The organism is Acinetobacter sp. 25-47-122 (assembly GCF_056779695.1).
Genome location: NZ_JBWYIJ010000002.1, coordinates 61,179 through 75,480, shown reverse-complemented (window position 1 = coordinate 75,480; position 14,302 = coordinate 61,179). Strand labels below are relative to the sequence as shown.

Sequence of the window (14,302 nt, the reverse complement as noted above, 5' to 3'; positions counted from 1 at the left end):
CTTTCTAAATTGCGCTGGAGAAAAAAATAAATGAATATTAATCTTGAGTAGGTACAGCATCTGCTTTAGGTTCAGCTTGATCCTGACTTGGGCGATCACTGTTTTTATAAATTAAATATTGTGCTCGCTTGTCATAGTTTGGATCACTGGGTAGTTGTAATGCACCAGTCTGACCACATCCAGCCAAGATTGAAACAACGGCTGCACTGATAACTCCGATCAAAATACGCATACCCACACCTATCAGTAAAATTTATAGAAGTATACCTTGATCATCTAATTCACCAAAGTATTTAACGCAACAGATTAATAACAGAAATAAAAAAACGCCAGTAATTACTGACGTTTCTTTTGACCTAAATTGCAAATCATTTATAAGTTTTTATTTTTTCTTATAAAAACCAAAATAACCAATGATCAGAATAACAAACCAAATCGGGCTCACCATCAATGCACGGCGAGTATCATCTTCTAAAGCCAATACTCCAATCATGCCAATAAAGAATATAGCAACAATCGCACATGTCACCAATCCACCTGGTAGTTTAAATGTCGATTTGGCATGAAGTTCTGGGCGTGTTTTGTAATACACCACATAACTCCAAATAATCATCAACCAAACACAAATAAATAAAATGGTGGAAAGTGTTGTCGCTAAAGTAAATGCTTCCACCGTATTCGGTACGAAGTATTGCAGTGCTGCCCCTAGTAACAAACATACTGCTGAGAAATACAAGGCATTCGCTGGCACAGCTCGCTTATTTAGTTTTCCAAAAGCTTCAGGAGCTTGAGTCTCGCGCGATAAGCCAAACAGCATGCGGCTGGTTGAGAATACGCCACTGTTCATCGATGACATTACTGAAGACAATACAACCAAATTCATAATAATAGCAGCGGCTGCAATACCTGCTTGACTAAACAAGTTTACAAATGGGGAAATATTCGGATCAATCTTATTCCATGGTGTAACCGACATCACCACCAGTAACGACAAAACATAGAAAATAATGATTCGAATAGGAATCGAATTGACAGCTTTCGGCAAGTTCGTTTCAGGATCTTTAGTTTCAGCTGCGGTTGTACCCACCAGTTCTACACCCACAAAAGCAAAAATTGCGATTTGGAAGCCTGCCAAGAAACCGATTGCACCAGTTGGGAAAATCCCACCGTGTGACCAAATATTGCTGAATGCTGCGATTTCACCTGATGTAGATGTGAAACCTGTAAATATCATCCAAAAGCCAACGCCAATTAAAACCACAATTGCGATAATCTTGATTAAAGCAAACCAGAATTCTAATTCACCAAACAGTTTCACAGTAACAAGATTCAATCCCATGATAAATACGATTGCAGCGATGCTAATCATTACCCCTTCTTCGGGGCTAAAAGGCATCCCATTATTGAAGAACTGAAGGTAATAAATGATCGCCGATAAATCTGCGATACCGATGGTGATCCAACACAGCCAGTAGGTCCAGCCCACAAAGTAACCTGCCCATGGTCCAATTAAATCCGTGGAGAAATCAATAAACGACTTATATTGCAAATTTGAAAGCAACAATTCGCCTAGTGCTCGCATCACTAAAAAAACCATGAAACCGATGATCATGTAAATTACAAGGATTGAAGGACCTGCTAGGCTAATTGTTTTCCCAGAGCCCATGAACAAACCTGTTCCAATTGCGCCTCCAATTGCAATTAACTGCAAATGTCGATTGGATAGACTTCGTTGTAATTCACCATTTTGCTGAGGCGAATTTATATTTTGATCTGACATTTTCAAATTCACCAAATATATTAATCGGCACAACTTAACTGAAAAAAATCAGATTTCAAAAAGAAAATTAGCACGATCAATATTTTCTAATTAGTTTAAAGTATTAATTCATTTTTCTTATATATAACCAGAATGATCATTTATTCATCATATTTATTTATCTTATTTTGAGTAAAATATTGAAAATCTTGTTGTTATATGTAAAAAATATAAGTGCAAAAAATAATCAAAAGGAATGATGTGTTTGATCGCGCAAAAGTATGGCATATCCCTTGCTTGATCATGCATGTAAAAAACAATCAGGAAAATAAGAAGGTAATTTATGCAAGAAATACAATCGATCATGGAAACACTCAGCGGCTTAGTCTGGGGACCTTATATGCTGGTGCTGATTGTTGGGACAGGTGTTTTCTTAACATTCCGTCTACTTTTTTGGCAATTCTGGATGCTTCCATTAGCATTCAAACAAGTGTTTGGGAAACACCCCGATAAAAAAGACTCGGGAGATATCTCACAGTTTGCCTCACTCATGACTGCACTTTCAGCCACGATTGGTACAGGTAACATCGCAGGGGTAGCGACAGCTTGTGTGCTGGGTGGTCCAGGTGCTGTCTTCTGGATGTGGATGACTGCATTTTTCGGTATGGCAACCAAATACGGTGAAGGTGTTCTGGCAGTCAAATATCGTGTAAAAAATGAAAAAGGTGAAATGTCTGGTGGTCCAATGTACTACATTGAACGAGGACTTGGTGCAAAATGGAAGTGGCTAGCTGTCCTCTTCGCATTATTTGGTACATTGGCATCCTTTGGTATTGGTAGCTCAGTTCAATCAAACACAGTGGCATTAGCAGTAGAAAATAGTTTGGGTATAAGCACGCTCACCACTGCCATCATTATTACAATTTTCTCTGCATTGGTGATTTTAGGCGGTATTAAGTCTATTTCCAAAGCATCCTCAATTATTGTTCCAGTCATGGCTCTAGGCTATGTCATTGGCGGGCTAATTATTATTTTCAATAACCTTGAATTAGTTGTTCCTGCTTTAAAAATGATCTTTACCTATGCATTCACAGGTGAAGCGGCAGCAGGTGGTGCGATTGGTGCAGCGATTCGTTACGGTGTTGCCCGTGGTGTATTTTCAAACGAAGCTGGTATGGGCTCTGCTCCAATTGCAGCGGCAGCAGCTAAAACTGACCACCCTGCCCGTCAAGGCCTAGTTTCAATGACAGGTACATTCATTGATACGATTATTGTGTGCTCAATTACGGGTATTGTTCTTGTTATGGGTTTCATCATGGCAGGACAAACTTTCGGTGATCAAACTGGCGCTGTTCTGACCATTAGTGTTTTTGACAAATTACTACCAGGATTTGGGGGCTGGGTTGTTACGTTCGGAATCATCTTTTTTGCATATTCAACTATTTTAGGTTGGAGTTATTACGGCGAAAAATGTTGCACCTATTTACTGGGTGAAAAGTCAGTATTTATTTATCGTCTCATTTATATTGCTTCAGTATTTGTAGGCTGTGTCGTCACACTTGATTTAGTTTGGCTTTTCGCAGACGCCTTCAATGGTTTAATGGCAGCACCAAACTTAATTGCCTTATTATTACTTTCTGGAGTTATTGCAAAAGAATCTAAAGATTTTATTGAACGACGAAAATCTGGTGAGCTTTATTAAACAAATTAATAGAATCAAACCAATAAAAAAGCCTCATTGATGAGGCTTTTTTATCTTTTCACGAAAATTTCTGCTCATTCAAATTTTGTTTTTCCTCTTGATCCTTTACAATTTCTTCCGCAACCTCTAAGCTCAATACAAAAAATAGAACATGTTCAATTTTCATATTGCCTTGTTCATCTTCAAGATAATTTTTAACCAGCTGATACTGCATATTTTGCTCATCAAAAGGAATATCTAGATATAGGTCACCCAGATAGCTATCAATTTCATCCTCACCAGACAAACCTAAACATGGCTCAAATTTAATTTCATGTTGTTCAAGCCACGCAATCACATGATCTCGAATACTTTCTTCATCATTCTGATCATCAGTATAGTTCTCAAAATGAATAAACAGTACATCACGCTGTATTTCACGTGCGATGGCATCAATATGTTGGGCGTACAAACGCATATCAAATGACTCAGTAGATTCTTGTTATGAGTATAAATCAATTCATGATTGCTTTAATTTAATATCTCGTTAAAGCACACGTCATGACTTGTCTTATTATTTTAAAATTTGATCAATATTTTTTGTTTTCGTGACCTTTACTCAGTATGCTCAGCATATAGATAATCAAAAACCTATATCAAGTTATGGCTAAAGCAAAAAGTGTATATCGCTGTGAACAATGTGGCGCAGATCATCCTAAATGGGCAGGTCAATGCTCAGAATGCGGTGAATGGAACAGTTTAGTTGAAGTCACCATTGCCCCTGCGATTACGCATCGTGCAAATCCAAAAATTGCAGGCGGTTATGCTGGTCAAGCAGCATCAATCACTACATTGAATCAAGTTTCAGTTTCTCACGAAACACGTTTAGCAACAGGGATTGGAGAATTTGATCGCGTTTTAGGCGGAGGGCTTGTTACTGGTTCAGTTGTACTGATCGGTGGTGACCCTGGTATTGGTAAATCAACAATTCTTTTGCAGACGGCAACCCATATGGCTGCCGCGAAAAGTTCCGCCCTATATGTCACTGGTGAGGAATCTTTATCTCAAGTTGCATTACGTGCCAATCGTTTGGATCTTCCAACTGATCAATTAAAAGTGATGGCTGAGACGTGCGTAGAACGTATTTGCGAAGTATTAGCGCATGAACGACCTGCTGTCGCGATCTTAGACTCGATTCAAACTTTATACACTGAAACTTTACAGTCTGCGCCAGGCGGCGTTTCTCAAATTCGAGAATCTGCAGCCCTTCTGACACGTTTTGCGAAGAACAGCGGAACAGCTTTATTTATTGTGGGTCATGTGACCAAAGAAGGTGCTTTAGCTGGCCCTCGTGTTTTAGAACACATGGTCGATTGCGTACTTTATTTTGAAGGTCAATCTGATTCACGTTATCGAATGATTCGAGCTGTTAAAAATCGTTTTGGTGCAGTCAATGAACTCGGTGTTTTTGGGATGACCGATAAAGGGCTTAGAGAGGTTGCCAATCCCTCAGCCATCTTTCTTAGCCGATATGATGAAGCGATTCCTGGTTCTATCGTCATGATTAGTCGAGAAGGCACACGTCCACTCTTAGTTGAAGTGCAAGCCCTAGTAGATGACGCACATGGTCAACCTCGTCGTGTTGCCTTGGGTCTTGAGCAAAACCGTTTGAATATGCTACTCGCCGTCATGCACCGACATGGTGGTGTTCAAACTTCTGGTCAAGACGTATATGTGAATGTTGTTGGTGGCTTAAAAATTACTGAAACAGGTTCAGATCTCGCCGTCTTATTGGCTTGTGCTTCAAGTTTGAGAGCTAAAGCACTCCCTCAGCAATTGGCTGTATTTGGCGAGGTGGGTTTATCTGGAGAGATTCGTCCCGTACCTAACGGGCAGGAACGTTTGAAGGAAGCAATTAAGCACGGGTTTAAATATATTATTGTGCCTAGAGCGAATGCACCGCAAAAGGATATTTCTGGTGTTCGAATTATCGCCGTTGCCCGTCTACATGAAGCTTTAACTGAAGCGATGAGCTTAGCGGATGAACATTAATTCAGCTGATCAATTTATTTAACTGTACACTGTGTATGAATACTGAAAAAAATTGAGGTTTAAGTTGAAATTTAAGCCAAAAGACTGCATAAATACAGTGTGAAATTAACTTTTTAAAATAGGAATTTTAGATGGAAGTTCGACAGCGTAGTTTAGTTGCGGGTATTTTAATGGCGACACTCATGGTAGCGCCTTTTGCAGAAGCAAAACGTGCTGGTGGTGGTAAAAGCCATGGTATGAGCCGTTCTGCTGCTCCAACCCAATCATATCAGCAACCACGTCAAGCTACTCCTGCCCAACAACCTGCTGCTCCAGCGACTGCGCCTCAAAAGTCTGGTCCTGGTGTGGGTGGTATGGTCGCTGCTGGTGTTGCTGGTGCTGCAATTGGTGCAGTCGCAGCAAATGCTTTAGCAGATGATGATACTGTTCCAGCAAGTCAAGCAGAAGTTGCTGCACAACCTGAGGAAGAAGGTGGTATCCCAAGTTGGGTATGGTTGTTGATTATTGCTGCTGCTGCGTTCTTCATCTTCCGTAAATTCGGAGCAAAAAAAAAATTAGCGGCTAACAACCCTTATGCACCAAACAGTTCAGGTCCACAATCTGCACCGTTTGGTCAAACTGCTGCACCTCGCCCTTCAGTGTCTAATGACAATACCAATATTTTTGGTCAATCTGTGGGCGGTGGCACAGCTGCATCTCAAGCGCCATTTGGTCAAGCACCACAAGCTCCTTTTGGTGCAGCAACAATGTCTAGTGGAAGTCAGCTACCTGACGGAACTGAACCAGCTGCTTTCTTACGCATTGCACGCCAACGCTTCAATCATATTCAATCGATGAATACGGCAAGTAATATTGCTGAGATTCAACGTTATTTGACGCCTGATCTTTATCAATCGATGTATAACGATATCATGGCTAACCAAGATCAAGACGTAGCTGAGTTTTCAAATCTGAATGCTATGGTTGTTGATTCTGCAACTGAAAATGGTCAATACGTTGTTAGCGTTCGTTTCACGGGTACGGTAAGTGAAGACTTAAACAGCCTTCCACAACCGTTTGCTGAAGTCTGGCATTTCGTTAAACCAGCGGGTTCTAGTCAAGATTGGTTGATTGCGGGTATTCAACAGGAAAGCTAATTTTATTCTTTTAAAAAGCCAGTGAACCACTGGCTTTTTTTGTTTCGTACACTGTTTAATCCTTGTTGAGTGAATTCAATTCTGCATGTATTAAAACCCTATCTCACCGTCACTTAGGAATGCATGACCGTATTTAAATCACTAAGTAGCAGATTTATTCAGATCTATTCAAGGGTTTGAAACAATATAGAATCTAAGAATTATAAAAAAGCCCCATTACTGGGGCTTGTTAATTTAACGACGAGGTAATGGAATATACTGGCTATTACGATCGCTGGTTTCAGCTGGTCGTTCACCAATAACCACTTCAGTATTGATGCTCTTACCTTCACGTAAAATCTCAATTTTCGCAGAGGTATTCGGTGATTGCATTGCAACATAATTAATTAATTGTGATGGATTATTGATCTCCTGATCATTTACTTTCATGATCCGATCACCAACTTTAATCTTAGCTTTATCTGCAGGACCAGACTCATAGACGCTGCTCACAATTACCCCCTTCTCACGAGGTTGTAATACATCGAGTTGCGTCGGATTCGCCAAACCAATACCTAGCCACCCACGAATCACTCTGCCTTCTTTTAATATTGAATTCAAAACTTGCTGACAGACTTTAGCAGGAATAGCAAAACCAATTCCCAAAGAACCACCCGATTGCGAGAATATTGCGGTATTAATCCCAATCAAATTACCAGCAACATCAATGAGTGCTCCCCCAGAGTTTCCTGGATTAATAGCAGCATCGGTTTGAATGAAATCTTCATAGAAATTTATACCCAATCCCGAACGCTCTGTCGCAGAAATGATCCCTTGCGTGACTGTTTGCCCCACGCCAAATGGATTACCAATTGCGAGTACAACATCTCCAACCTCGTTTCCACTCAGTTTGAAAGGAAGTACTGGTAGTTTGTCCATTTCGATTTTAATGACTGCTAAATCCGTATCAGGATCTGTTCCAATCACTTTGGCTTCTGCTCGACGACCATCATACAACGCCACAATAATCTGATCAGCCTGTGCAATCACATGATTATTAGTCAGAATATAACCATCAGGTCGAACAATCACCCCTGAACCCAAACTATTTTCATTTGGTCCTTGTCCAAAACGTTCTGGTAATTGACCACCAAAAAATTCTCTGAAAACAGGATCATTTAGAATCGGATGATCAATTTTTTTAACAGTTTGTGTTGTAAAAATATTGACGACTGCAGGTGCTGCAACCTTTACCGCAGCATTGTATGAAACCACTCCCCCAGAACGTGTCGTATCCACTAAAGGTTCTACTTTTTCAGCCGGCATTTTATAACCATCAGCTGCTATTTGAGGCTTTGGTTGATTTAGCTTTTGCCACGTGACAAAACTAATAATTACAATGATGAGTAACACCCATGGTAACCATGTAAAGGACCGGCGCACTTTAATATCCTCTGAGAATTTTAATTTATTGATGAGAAAAGTATTTATGACAGCATATTGTAATCAAAAAAAATTTATATACCTAAAATTGTGAAAATAGTTTTGTTCGGCTTTAGTTAATATTAAAAATATGCTTTGATCTTTATATTTTCACAGACTTAAGAACATTATGGTAAAGCTAAACGACATTATCCAATGGTGTGATCAGACCCTAAAAGCCAATGAATTTAAAGATTACGCTCCTAATGGTCTGCAAATCGAAGGCAAAACAGAAGTAAAGCGAATTGTTTGTGCTGTATCGGCTTCTCAATCAGCCATTGATGCTGCAATCGAGCTGCAAGCTGATGTTTTATTGGTTCACCATGGCTATTTTTGGAAAGGTGAGCCATCTCCGATTACAGGAATGCGTGGCAAACGAATTAAATCACTCATTCAACATGATATTTCATTATTAGCTTATCATTTACCTCTAGATAGCCACCCTAGCTTGGGAAATAATGCAGCGATAGCAGATTTACTTCATCTTGATCAACTTGAAGCACTTGATCCGAATGAACGTCATCCCATTGGAAATATCGGCTATTTAAAAAATGCAATGACACCAGATGAGTTCAAAGCTTTTGTGTCACAACAACTTAATTATGATCCGATACATTTGATGGCTGATAAACCACGTATTCAAAAAGTTGGATTTTGTACTGGCGGTGCTCAAGACTTTATCACTAAAGCTGCCGAACAAAATTGCGATGCTTATATTTCAGGTGAAGTCAGTGAGCGTACCTTTTATCAAGCTGTAGAATTAGATGTGCATTATTACGCATGTGGACATCATGCGACTGAACGTTATGGTGTTCAACGACTAGGTCAAGCAATTTGTGAACAATTTGGTCTTGAATATCATTACGTTGAACTCAATAATCCTATTTAAATTGATTTAACCACGCGTTTTAAATTGGAGTGAGCTTATACGTATTAATTCACGCTTTATTCTGTATTCTTATTTATAAGTAATGCGCAAAATATGGTGAGAATCTATTACAATAAGTGCACTTCGATGTAAAACCCAGCACAATGCAAGGAACTTAAAACATGACAACGATTACTTTACCAGCTCTTCCGTACGGTTACGAAGATCTTGCTCCACACATCAGCAAAGAAACTTTAGAATACCACCACGACAAACACCACAATACTTACGTTGTTAATCTAAACAACCTTATTGCAGGTACTGATCTTGAAGGTAAAACGCTTGAAGAAATCATCAAAGCTTCTGCTGGTGATGCTTCTAAAGCAGGTATCTTCAACAACGCAGCACAAGTTTGGAACCACACATTCTACTGGAATTGTATGGCTAAAAACGGTGGTGGTAAAGCGACTGGTGCTTTAGCTGCTAAAATTGACGAAGCTTTCGGTTCTTACGAAAAATTTGCTGAAGAATTTGCTGCTGCTGCTACAACTCAATTCGGTTCAGGTTGGGCTTGGTTAGTTGCTGATGAAGTAAATGGTAAACTTTCTATCATGAAAACTTCAAATGCTGATACTCCACTTGCTCATGGTAAAGTAGCTGTATTAACGATCGATGTTTGGGAACATGCTTACTACATCGACTTCCGCAACGCTCGTCCTAAGTATATTTCTACTTTCTTAGAAAGCTTAGTGAACTGGGATTACGCTAATGCGAAATATGCTGGTCAAGAAGCTGGCGTAGAAAAATAAGATTTAACCGTCTTATTAGGTTTAAAAAACCATCCTTTTAGGATGGTTTTTTTATTATTTACATCAATTTGAGTATTAATAAATCAAACTATTCATTTCTTTACAATAATTGGTTGACGACTAGTAATTTCAACCCTAAAATGCGCATCAGATTCTCCAATAGCTCAGTCGGTAGAGCGACGGACTGTTAATCCGCAGGTCCCTGGTTCGAGCCCAGGTTGGAGAGCCAATCTAATCTCCCATAGCTCAGTCGGTAGAGCGACGGACTGTTAATCCGCAGGTCCCTGGTTCGAGCCCAGGTGGGAGAGCCAAGATTCTAAAAACCCAAGCATAATGACTTGGGTTTTTTTATGCCTAAATTTTTGATTTGCTATAGAATTATTCTAATTTTATAAAAAAGTCTAAAAATGAATACACCTTGGCTTAAATCACTGATTTTCTGGTCTCTACTTGTTGGCAGTCTCATTTTTATATTTCAATGCACTCAGAAATCTGAACATAATAAAGTAGCCCCTGCACTTATGTATGAACGTTTGTATCACTGCACTTCAGAATTGTCCTCTGAACACACACTCCTGATCAAAAAAATTCAAAACGAGGTAAATGTGGAATCATCACAACAAACCATGATGGAACTTATGAGTTTATGTCGTAAAGCGAATCCACTGAAAAGCAAAGCAGAGTATGTCCATTTATTAAAAAAGCTATAGATCGTTTCACTTAGATTAAATTTAAATCAGTTGATTCATATTTCTAATATTTTTCAATGTTAAGGCTTGACCTCTCTTCATTTGACTCATAGAATGCGTACCAGATTCTCCAATAGCTCAGTCGGTAGAGCGACGGACTGTTAATCCGCAGGTCCCTGGTTCGAGCCCAGGTTGGAGAGCCAAAGATTCTAAAAACCCACTCAATCGAGTGGGTTTTTTCTTATATGTGCTTTTATTTACGAATTCCTGTGTTTCAATCCAGTCAAATTACTTTCTTAATTATTGGTGTTATTGCAACCCTTGCCCTGCTCACCATTATCTTTCAACAATTATTTAAAAAGCCACAACGCTTTTACCCCAAACGCATTATTACCGCATTTGAAAGTAAAATGTTTTTTAGATTAAAAGAGAGTTTTCCGCAATACCATGTGCTTGCTCAAGTCGCTTTTAGCGCTTTAATCACAAACCCCAGTCTAAAGATTCGAGCTAAATTTAATCGAAAAGTGACTGACTTTGTCTTACTGGATGATCAGCTTAAAGTTATCGCCATTATCGAACTCGATGATCCAAGTCATCTTGGTAAGGAACAAGAAGATGCTGAACGCGATCAAATGTTTTATGAAGCAGGATATCGAGTATTTCGCTATAACGATATCCCAAGTGTTCAAAGTCTCAAAAAAGACATTCTTGCTAAAAAATAATTAGTTCAAAGGCTCTGCTACAGACGAAGCATTCTGCTCAAGTTGCTCTTGTTTTTCTCTAGCTTCAATTCGCGCGGCTTGTTCTGCACGTAAACGATCGTACTCTGCTTTGTTCTTTGCATCACTCTTTACTGCAAAAAAAGCAATCGCAATGATAAGCAACGGGATAAGGGGGCCTAGACTTGCCAATAAAATAAATTTAGTGGTGAATTTCTTTTTTGATGAAGTCATCAACAAAACCTGAGTCATTGAGTCCGAGGCAATATAACAGAATAAAGTCATAGAAAAAACTTTAGCTTTAAGTGTCAACTAGGATGCAACACCCTAGCTGACATAGTCACGTTTAGCGCACCGATAAATACGATTTAATAAAATCAACAACCTCATCATTTTTCTCAACAATCGCTTGTGTATGCGATGCTCCTGCCACAATATCTAATACAACTGGAGGTTGAGTCCCCAAGCCATTTAACTGATTTACTAATTGTTGTGTTACTTGATATGGCACAGCGGTGTCATTTTCACCTTGAACCACATAAACCGGTTTCATGAGTTTTTGAGTTCCAGGCTGATTATTACTTAAAAAACTACTCACCACTGGATCATTTTCAAAGCCAACCTTTAACCCAGGATAGTCCATTACTTTTTGTGTTGAATTTGATTCCAAATAAGTCTTAATATCTGTTCTAAACTCATCAATTAATGGCATCAAGCATAGGCCATTTTCACCAGTCGACCCCTCAGCTTTCTCTGCCACAGCTTGAGACCTAGATTGGAATATCGTTGCTAATGAAAATCTAGGTTCATATGCTTTAATCCCTACACCTGTATAAGCAGCATAAGCTAATAGCTCTGAATAAATAGCGATTGCCAAATCTCTATTTTGAATTTCTATCGCTGAAATGGCATTTGGTGCGACTTGGGTAATAATGTAACCCAAACTGGATGCTGGAGCAGTCGCTACAGCCCCTTTGAAATACGGATCATTATTGGCATATTGTGCAATTCCTAATGATGCATGACCACCTTGGGATTGGCCGACAGACATCCAAGATTTACTTAATCGTGATGGATATGCTTGGTGAACTGACTTTATTGCATGAATCGCAGATTGTGCAGCACTAGATAGATGAAGATAAGGATGAATCCCTTTAACTCCCAAACCTTCATAATCAGGGGCTACAATGACATAACCTTCTTTAAGAAGACTGTTCGCTAAAATTTCAAAATTCGAATTAAGTAAATTATTGCTTGGTGCACATTCGTCTCCAACACCAGTTGTTCCATGTGCCCATACCACCACTGGCCATCCTGCTGCTGGCTGAGCTTTCTTAGGAAACATGACCATTGCTGTAGCCTCAGTTTTCTGACCCAGAACATTCGGCATTAAATAAGTCATAATTTGGATTTTGGAAGCTTGCTCTAGACTATCTTTTTGATAAGCTTTCTCAGCAACAAACACTTTTTCTTGAAAAATATTTTTATCATCATCACTATTACAAGCCGTTAAGAGTAATGCTGCCGTACAGTACATTGCGATAACTGTTTTTTTAATCACATACTTCATCATTCTTTCCCTTCATTATTATCACTCTCCATGAGTACTTTTAATTAAACATAAAAAAAAGCATCCGACTAGGATGCTTAATAACTTTATTTGTACTTAATATTCAGTTTATATGAATGCAATAAAAATACCCATAAAGATCATCACCCCTACCCATCGGTTATGTCTAAATGCCCAGAAGCACCATTGCGGATCTTTATCACGTGTTTTGGTCCATTGATAGATGAAATCACCTACCACGAGCACTAATGCGATTAATCCAAAAGGGACAAGTATATGTTCAAGCCATAGTGCAGCACCAATTAAAATGACACTCATCGCCTGCAATAAACTGATAATTTTAATATCATTTTTTCCAAACAAAATAGCCGTCGACTTAACCCCAATCTTTAAATCATATTCGCGATCCGTAATTGCATATTGAGTATCATAAGCCACAGTCCAAGCCAAATTACCGAAATAAAGTAGCCAACACGTCCAATCCAAAGGCTTGCCCATTGCCGTAAATGACATCGGTATTCCCCATGAGAATGCCATCCCCAGTACCACTTGAGGTAAATGCGTATAGCGCTTCATAAATGGATAGATGAAAGCAAGTACCAGCCCAATTAAAGCACAATAAAAAGTTTCAATAGGCAGGAAAAACAATGTACAAGCACTTGCAGCAACCAGTGCGATAAACACCCAAACTGCTTCTTTTGCCGAAATCACACCTGTGGCTAATGGACGATTTTTGGTTCTTTCTACGTGTGCATCCACTTTACGATCAGCAAAATCATTAATGGCACATCCCGCTGCACGCATAAATATAGTGCCACATACGATGGCAAGCAGTGTCACTAAATCAGGTATTCCACCAGCTGCAATCCACAGCGCCCATAAGGTGGGCCACAGGACTAACTCAGTACCAATTGGCTTATCGAAACGACATAAATAGTAATAAGCGCTTAAACGCTCGCGCCAGGTGATTGCTTGTGCGGTTGCCATAAAGTCTAGCTCAATGAGTTTTTATAAAACGTTCAAATGCTGGTAAAAATGTTTCTTGGACAATAAATTTACAGCCATGCCAAGTATAACAGCTCTGTCTAGTCCATCCATCCTCAAGGAAGATCACGCGACGTTGGCATTGCGGTTCTGTGCGATGGAACAGGAATCGACCTATGGGCTGATTTCCAATATGTTGAAAAAGACGTGCTTTTTTTTGAAGGCTGGTAATTGGAAAAATAGATTTCGCTTTTACCCAAGGTTCGCAATCAGAACCAAATAAATGAGTCTCTCTAACCCATGAAGTATGCTGATGTGATACACCCATCCAACTAGCATCATTAAAGTTTAAACGTTGAAATCGCTCTTGGATTCGTTGAACTTTAAATATTCCATCAGCTAAATCTGTCATTTGTTGGGTAAGTGAGCCTGAGGCGTACAACCATTTTTTTAACTCAGGACACATTAATTTTTCCTGATGATTAAATTGACGGCTTTCGAGCATATTTCAGACTACCATTATTTTATACACTCAAGTGTACCCAAGCTTTAGAACTAATGCACCAAACCTATG

At 39.3% G+C, this 14,302-nt stretch carries 14 protein-coding genes and 3 tRNA genes; 9 read left to right on the top strand and 8 right to left on the bottom strand.

Going from position 1 to position 14,302, the window contains the following annotated elements; genetic code table 11:
* Nucleotides 1-37 precede the first annotated feature (37 nt).
* Nucleotides 38-232: an LPS translocon maturation chaperone LptM gene (lptM, locus tag AC1M9P_RS01900; protein ID WP_035267033.1), complete on the bottom strand. Its 195-nt coding sequence runs from the start codon at nucleotides 230-232 to the stop codon at nucleotides 38-40.
* Between the two features lie 150 nt (nucleotides 233-382).
* The gene (locus AC1M9P_RS01895; RefSeq protein ID WP_481586585.1) at nucleotides 383-1,780 is read right to left on the bottom strand and encodes an amino acid permease; all 1,398 of its coding nucleotides are present in this window, start codon (nucleotides 1,778-1,780) and stop codon (nucleotides 383-385) included.
* A gap of 322 nt (nucleotides 1,781-2,102) precedes the next feature.
* On the opposite strand from AC1M9P_RS01895, the gene AC1M9P_RS01890 reads away from it, so the two are divergent.
* Complete coding sequence (locus tag AC1M9P_RS01890) at nucleotides 2,103-3,461, top strand: alanine/glycine:cation symporter family protein (RefSeq protein ID WP_481586584.1); 1,359 nt, start codon at nucleotides 2,103-2,105, stop codon at nucleotides 3,459-3,461.
* Nucleotides 3,462-3,519: 58 nt separating this feature from the next.
* On the opposite strand, the gene AC1M9P_RS01885 is transcribed toward AC1M9P_RS01890, so the two are convergent.
* A complete protein-coding gene (locus AC1M9P_RS01885; protein WP_481586583.1) occupies nucleotides 3,520-3,918 on the bottom strand; it encodes a hypothetical protein in 399 nt (132 codons plus the stop codon).
* A gap of 185 nt (nucleotides 3,919-4,103) precedes the next feature.
* Here AC1M9P_RS01885 and radA point away from each other — a divergent pair, with 185 nt between their 5' ends.
* Both radA and AC1M9P_RS01875 read left to right on the top strand, forming a co-directional pair.
* Nucleotides 4,104-5,492, top strand: coding sequence for a DNA repair protein RadA (radA, locus tag AC1M9P_RS01880; RefSeq protein ID WP_179998490.1), 1,389 nt, complete (start codon nucleotides 4,104-4,106; stop codon nucleotides 5,490-5,492).
* Nucleotides 5,493-5,623: 131 nt separating this feature from the next.
* Nucleotides 5,624-6,628 (top strand): Tim44 domain-containing protein, encoded by a 1,005-nt coding sequence (locus AC1M9P_RS01875; RefSeq protein ID WP_481586582.1) that lies wholly within the window; start codon nucleotides 5,624-5,626, stop codon nucleotides 6,626-6,628.
* A 234-nt stretch (nucleotides 6,629-6,862) separates the two neighbouring features.
* On the opposite strand, the gene AC1M9P_RS01870 is transcribed toward AC1M9P_RS01875, so the two are convergent.
* Complete coding sequence (locus AC1M9P_RS01870) at nucleotides 6,863-8,050, bottom strand: trypsin-like peptidase domain-containing protein (RefSeq protein ID WP_035267020.1); 1,188 nt, start codon at nucleotides 8,048-8,050, stop codon at nucleotides 6,863-6,865.
* 169 nt (nucleotides 8,051-8,219) lie between these two features.
* Between AC1M9P_RS01870 and AC1M9P_RS01865 the strand changes: the two genes are divergently transcribed.
* The 6 genes from AC1M9P_RS01865 to AC1M9P_RS01840 all read left to right on the top strand — a co-directional run bounded on the left by AC1M9P_RS01865 (nucleotide 8,220) and on the right by AC1M9P_RS01840 (nucleotide 11,177).
* Nucleotides 8,220-8,978, top strand: coding sequence for a Nif3-like dinuclear metal center hexameric protein (locus AC1M9P_RS01865; RefSeq protein ID WP_481586581.1), 759 nt, complete (start codon nucleotides 8,220-8,222; stop codon nucleotides 8,976-8,978).
* Nucleotides 8,979-9,139: 161 nt separating this feature from the next.
* On the top strand, nucleotides 9,140-9,766 hold the full coding sequence (locus tag AC1M9P_RS01860; RefSeq protein WP_092765960.1) for a superoxide dismutase: 627 nt from the start codon (nucleotides 9,140-9,142) through the stop codon (nucleotides 9,764-9,766).
* Nucleotides 9,767-9,919: 153 nt separating this feature from the next.
* A tRNA-Asn gene (locus AC1M9P_RS01855) sits at nucleotides 9,920-9,995 on the top strand.
* Nucleotides 9,996-10,001: 6 nt separating this feature from the next.
* Nucleotides 10,002-10,077 (top strand) — tRNA-Asn (locus tag AC1M9P_RS01850).
* Nucleotides 10,078-10,582: 505 nt separating this feature from the next.
* Nucleotides 10,583-10,658 (top strand) — tRNA-Asn (locus AC1M9P_RS01845).
* 66 nt (nucleotides 10,659-10,724) lie between these two features.
* A complete protein-coding gene (locus tag AC1M9P_RS01840; RefSeq protein WP_481586580.1) occupies nucleotides 10,725-11,177 on the top strand; it encodes a DUF2726 domain-containing protein in 453 nt (150 codons plus the stop codon).
* Here AC1M9P_RS01840 and AC1M9P_RS01835 read toward each other — a convergent pair whose 3' ends face one another.
* The 4 genes from AC1M9P_RS01835 to AC1M9P_RS01820 form a co-directional block, all read right to left on the bottom strand.
* Nucleotides 11,178-11,408 (bottom strand): hypothetical protein, encoded by a 231-nt coding sequence (locus AC1M9P_RS01835; RefSeq protein ID WP_051586562.1) that lies wholly within the window; start codon nucleotides 11,406-11,408, stop codon nucleotides 11,178-11,180.
* A 112-nt stretch (nucleotides 11,409-11,520) separates the two neighbouring features.
* Nucleotides 11,521-12,744, bottom strand: a complete 1,224-nt coding sequence (locus AC1M9P_RS01830) for an alpha/beta hydrolase family protein (RefSeq protein WP_481586579.1) — start codon at nucleotides 12,742-12,744, stop codon at nucleotides 11,521-11,523.
* Between the two features lie 108 nt (nucleotides 12,745-12,852).
* On the bottom strand, nucleotides 12,853-13,731 hold the full coding sequence (ubiA, locus tag AC1M9P_RS01825; RefSeq protein WP_481586578.1) for a 4-hydroxybenzoate octaprenyltransferase: 879 nt from the start codon (nucleotides 13,729-13,731) through the stop codon (nucleotides 12,853-12,855).
* A 10-nt stretch (nucleotides 13,732-13,741) separates the two neighbouring features.
* A complete protein-coding gene (locus AC1M9P_RS01820) occupies nucleotides 13,742-14,233 on the bottom strand; it encodes a chorismate--pyruvate lyase family protein (protein WP_481586577.1) in 492 nt (163 codons plus the stop codon).
* Between the last annotated feature and the right edge of the window lie 69 nt (nucleotides 14,234-14,302).

What these genes read in the sequence shown, in the direction of transcription:
- lptM (WP_035267033.1), bottom strand. Translation starts at nt 232, where the DNA reads ATGCGTATTTTGATCGGAGTTATCAGTGCAGCCGTTGTTTCAATCTTG.
- AC1M9P_RS01895 (WP_481586585.1), bottom strand. Translation starts at nt 1,780, where the DNA reads ATGTCAGATCAAAATATAAATTCGCCTCAGCAAAATGGTGAATTACAA.
- AC1M9P_RS01890 (WP_481586584.1), top strand. Translation starts at nt 2,103, where the DNA reads ATGCAAGAAATACAATCGATCATGGAAACACTCAGCGGCTTAGTCTGG.
- AC1M9P_RS01885 (WP_481586583.1), bottom strand. Translation starts at nt 3,918, where the DNA reads ATGCGTTTGTACGCCCAACATATTGATGCCATCGCACGTGAAATACAG.
- radA (WP_179998490.1), top strand. Translation starts at nt 4,104, where the DNA reads ATGGCTAAAGCAAAAAGTGTATATCGCTGTGAACAATGTGGCGCAGAT.
- AC1M9P_RS01875 (WP_481586582.1), top strand. Translation starts at nt 5,624, where the DNA reads ATGGAAGTTCGACAGCGTAGTTTAGTTGCGGGTATTTTAATGGCGACA.
- AC1M9P_RS01865 (WP_481586581.1), top strand. Translation starts at nt 8,220, where the DNA reads ATGGTAAAGCTAAACGACATTATCCAATGGTGTGATCAGACCCTAAAA.
- AC1M9P_RS01860 (WP_092765960.1), top strand. Translation starts at nt 9,140, where the DNA reads ATGACAACGATTACTTTACCAGCTCTTCCGTACGGTTACGAAGATCTT.
- AC1M9P_RS01835 (WP_051586562.1), bottom strand. Translation starts at nt 11,408, where the DNA reads ATGACTTCATCAAAAAAGAAATTCACCACTAAATTTATTTTATTGGCA.
- AC1M9P_RS01830 (WP_481586579.1), bottom strand. Translation starts at nt 12,744, where the DNA reads ATGAAGTATGTGATTAAAAAAACAGTTATCGCAATGTACTGTACGGCA.
- ubiA (WP_481586578.1), bottom strand. Translation starts at nt 13,731, where the DNA reads ATGGCAACCGCACAAGCAATCACCTGGCGCGAGCGTTTAAGCGCTTAT.
- AC1M9P_RS01820 (WP_481586577.1), bottom strand. Translation starts at nt 14,233, where the DNA reads ATGCTCGAAAGCCGTCAATTTAATCATCAGGAAAAATTAATGTGTCCT.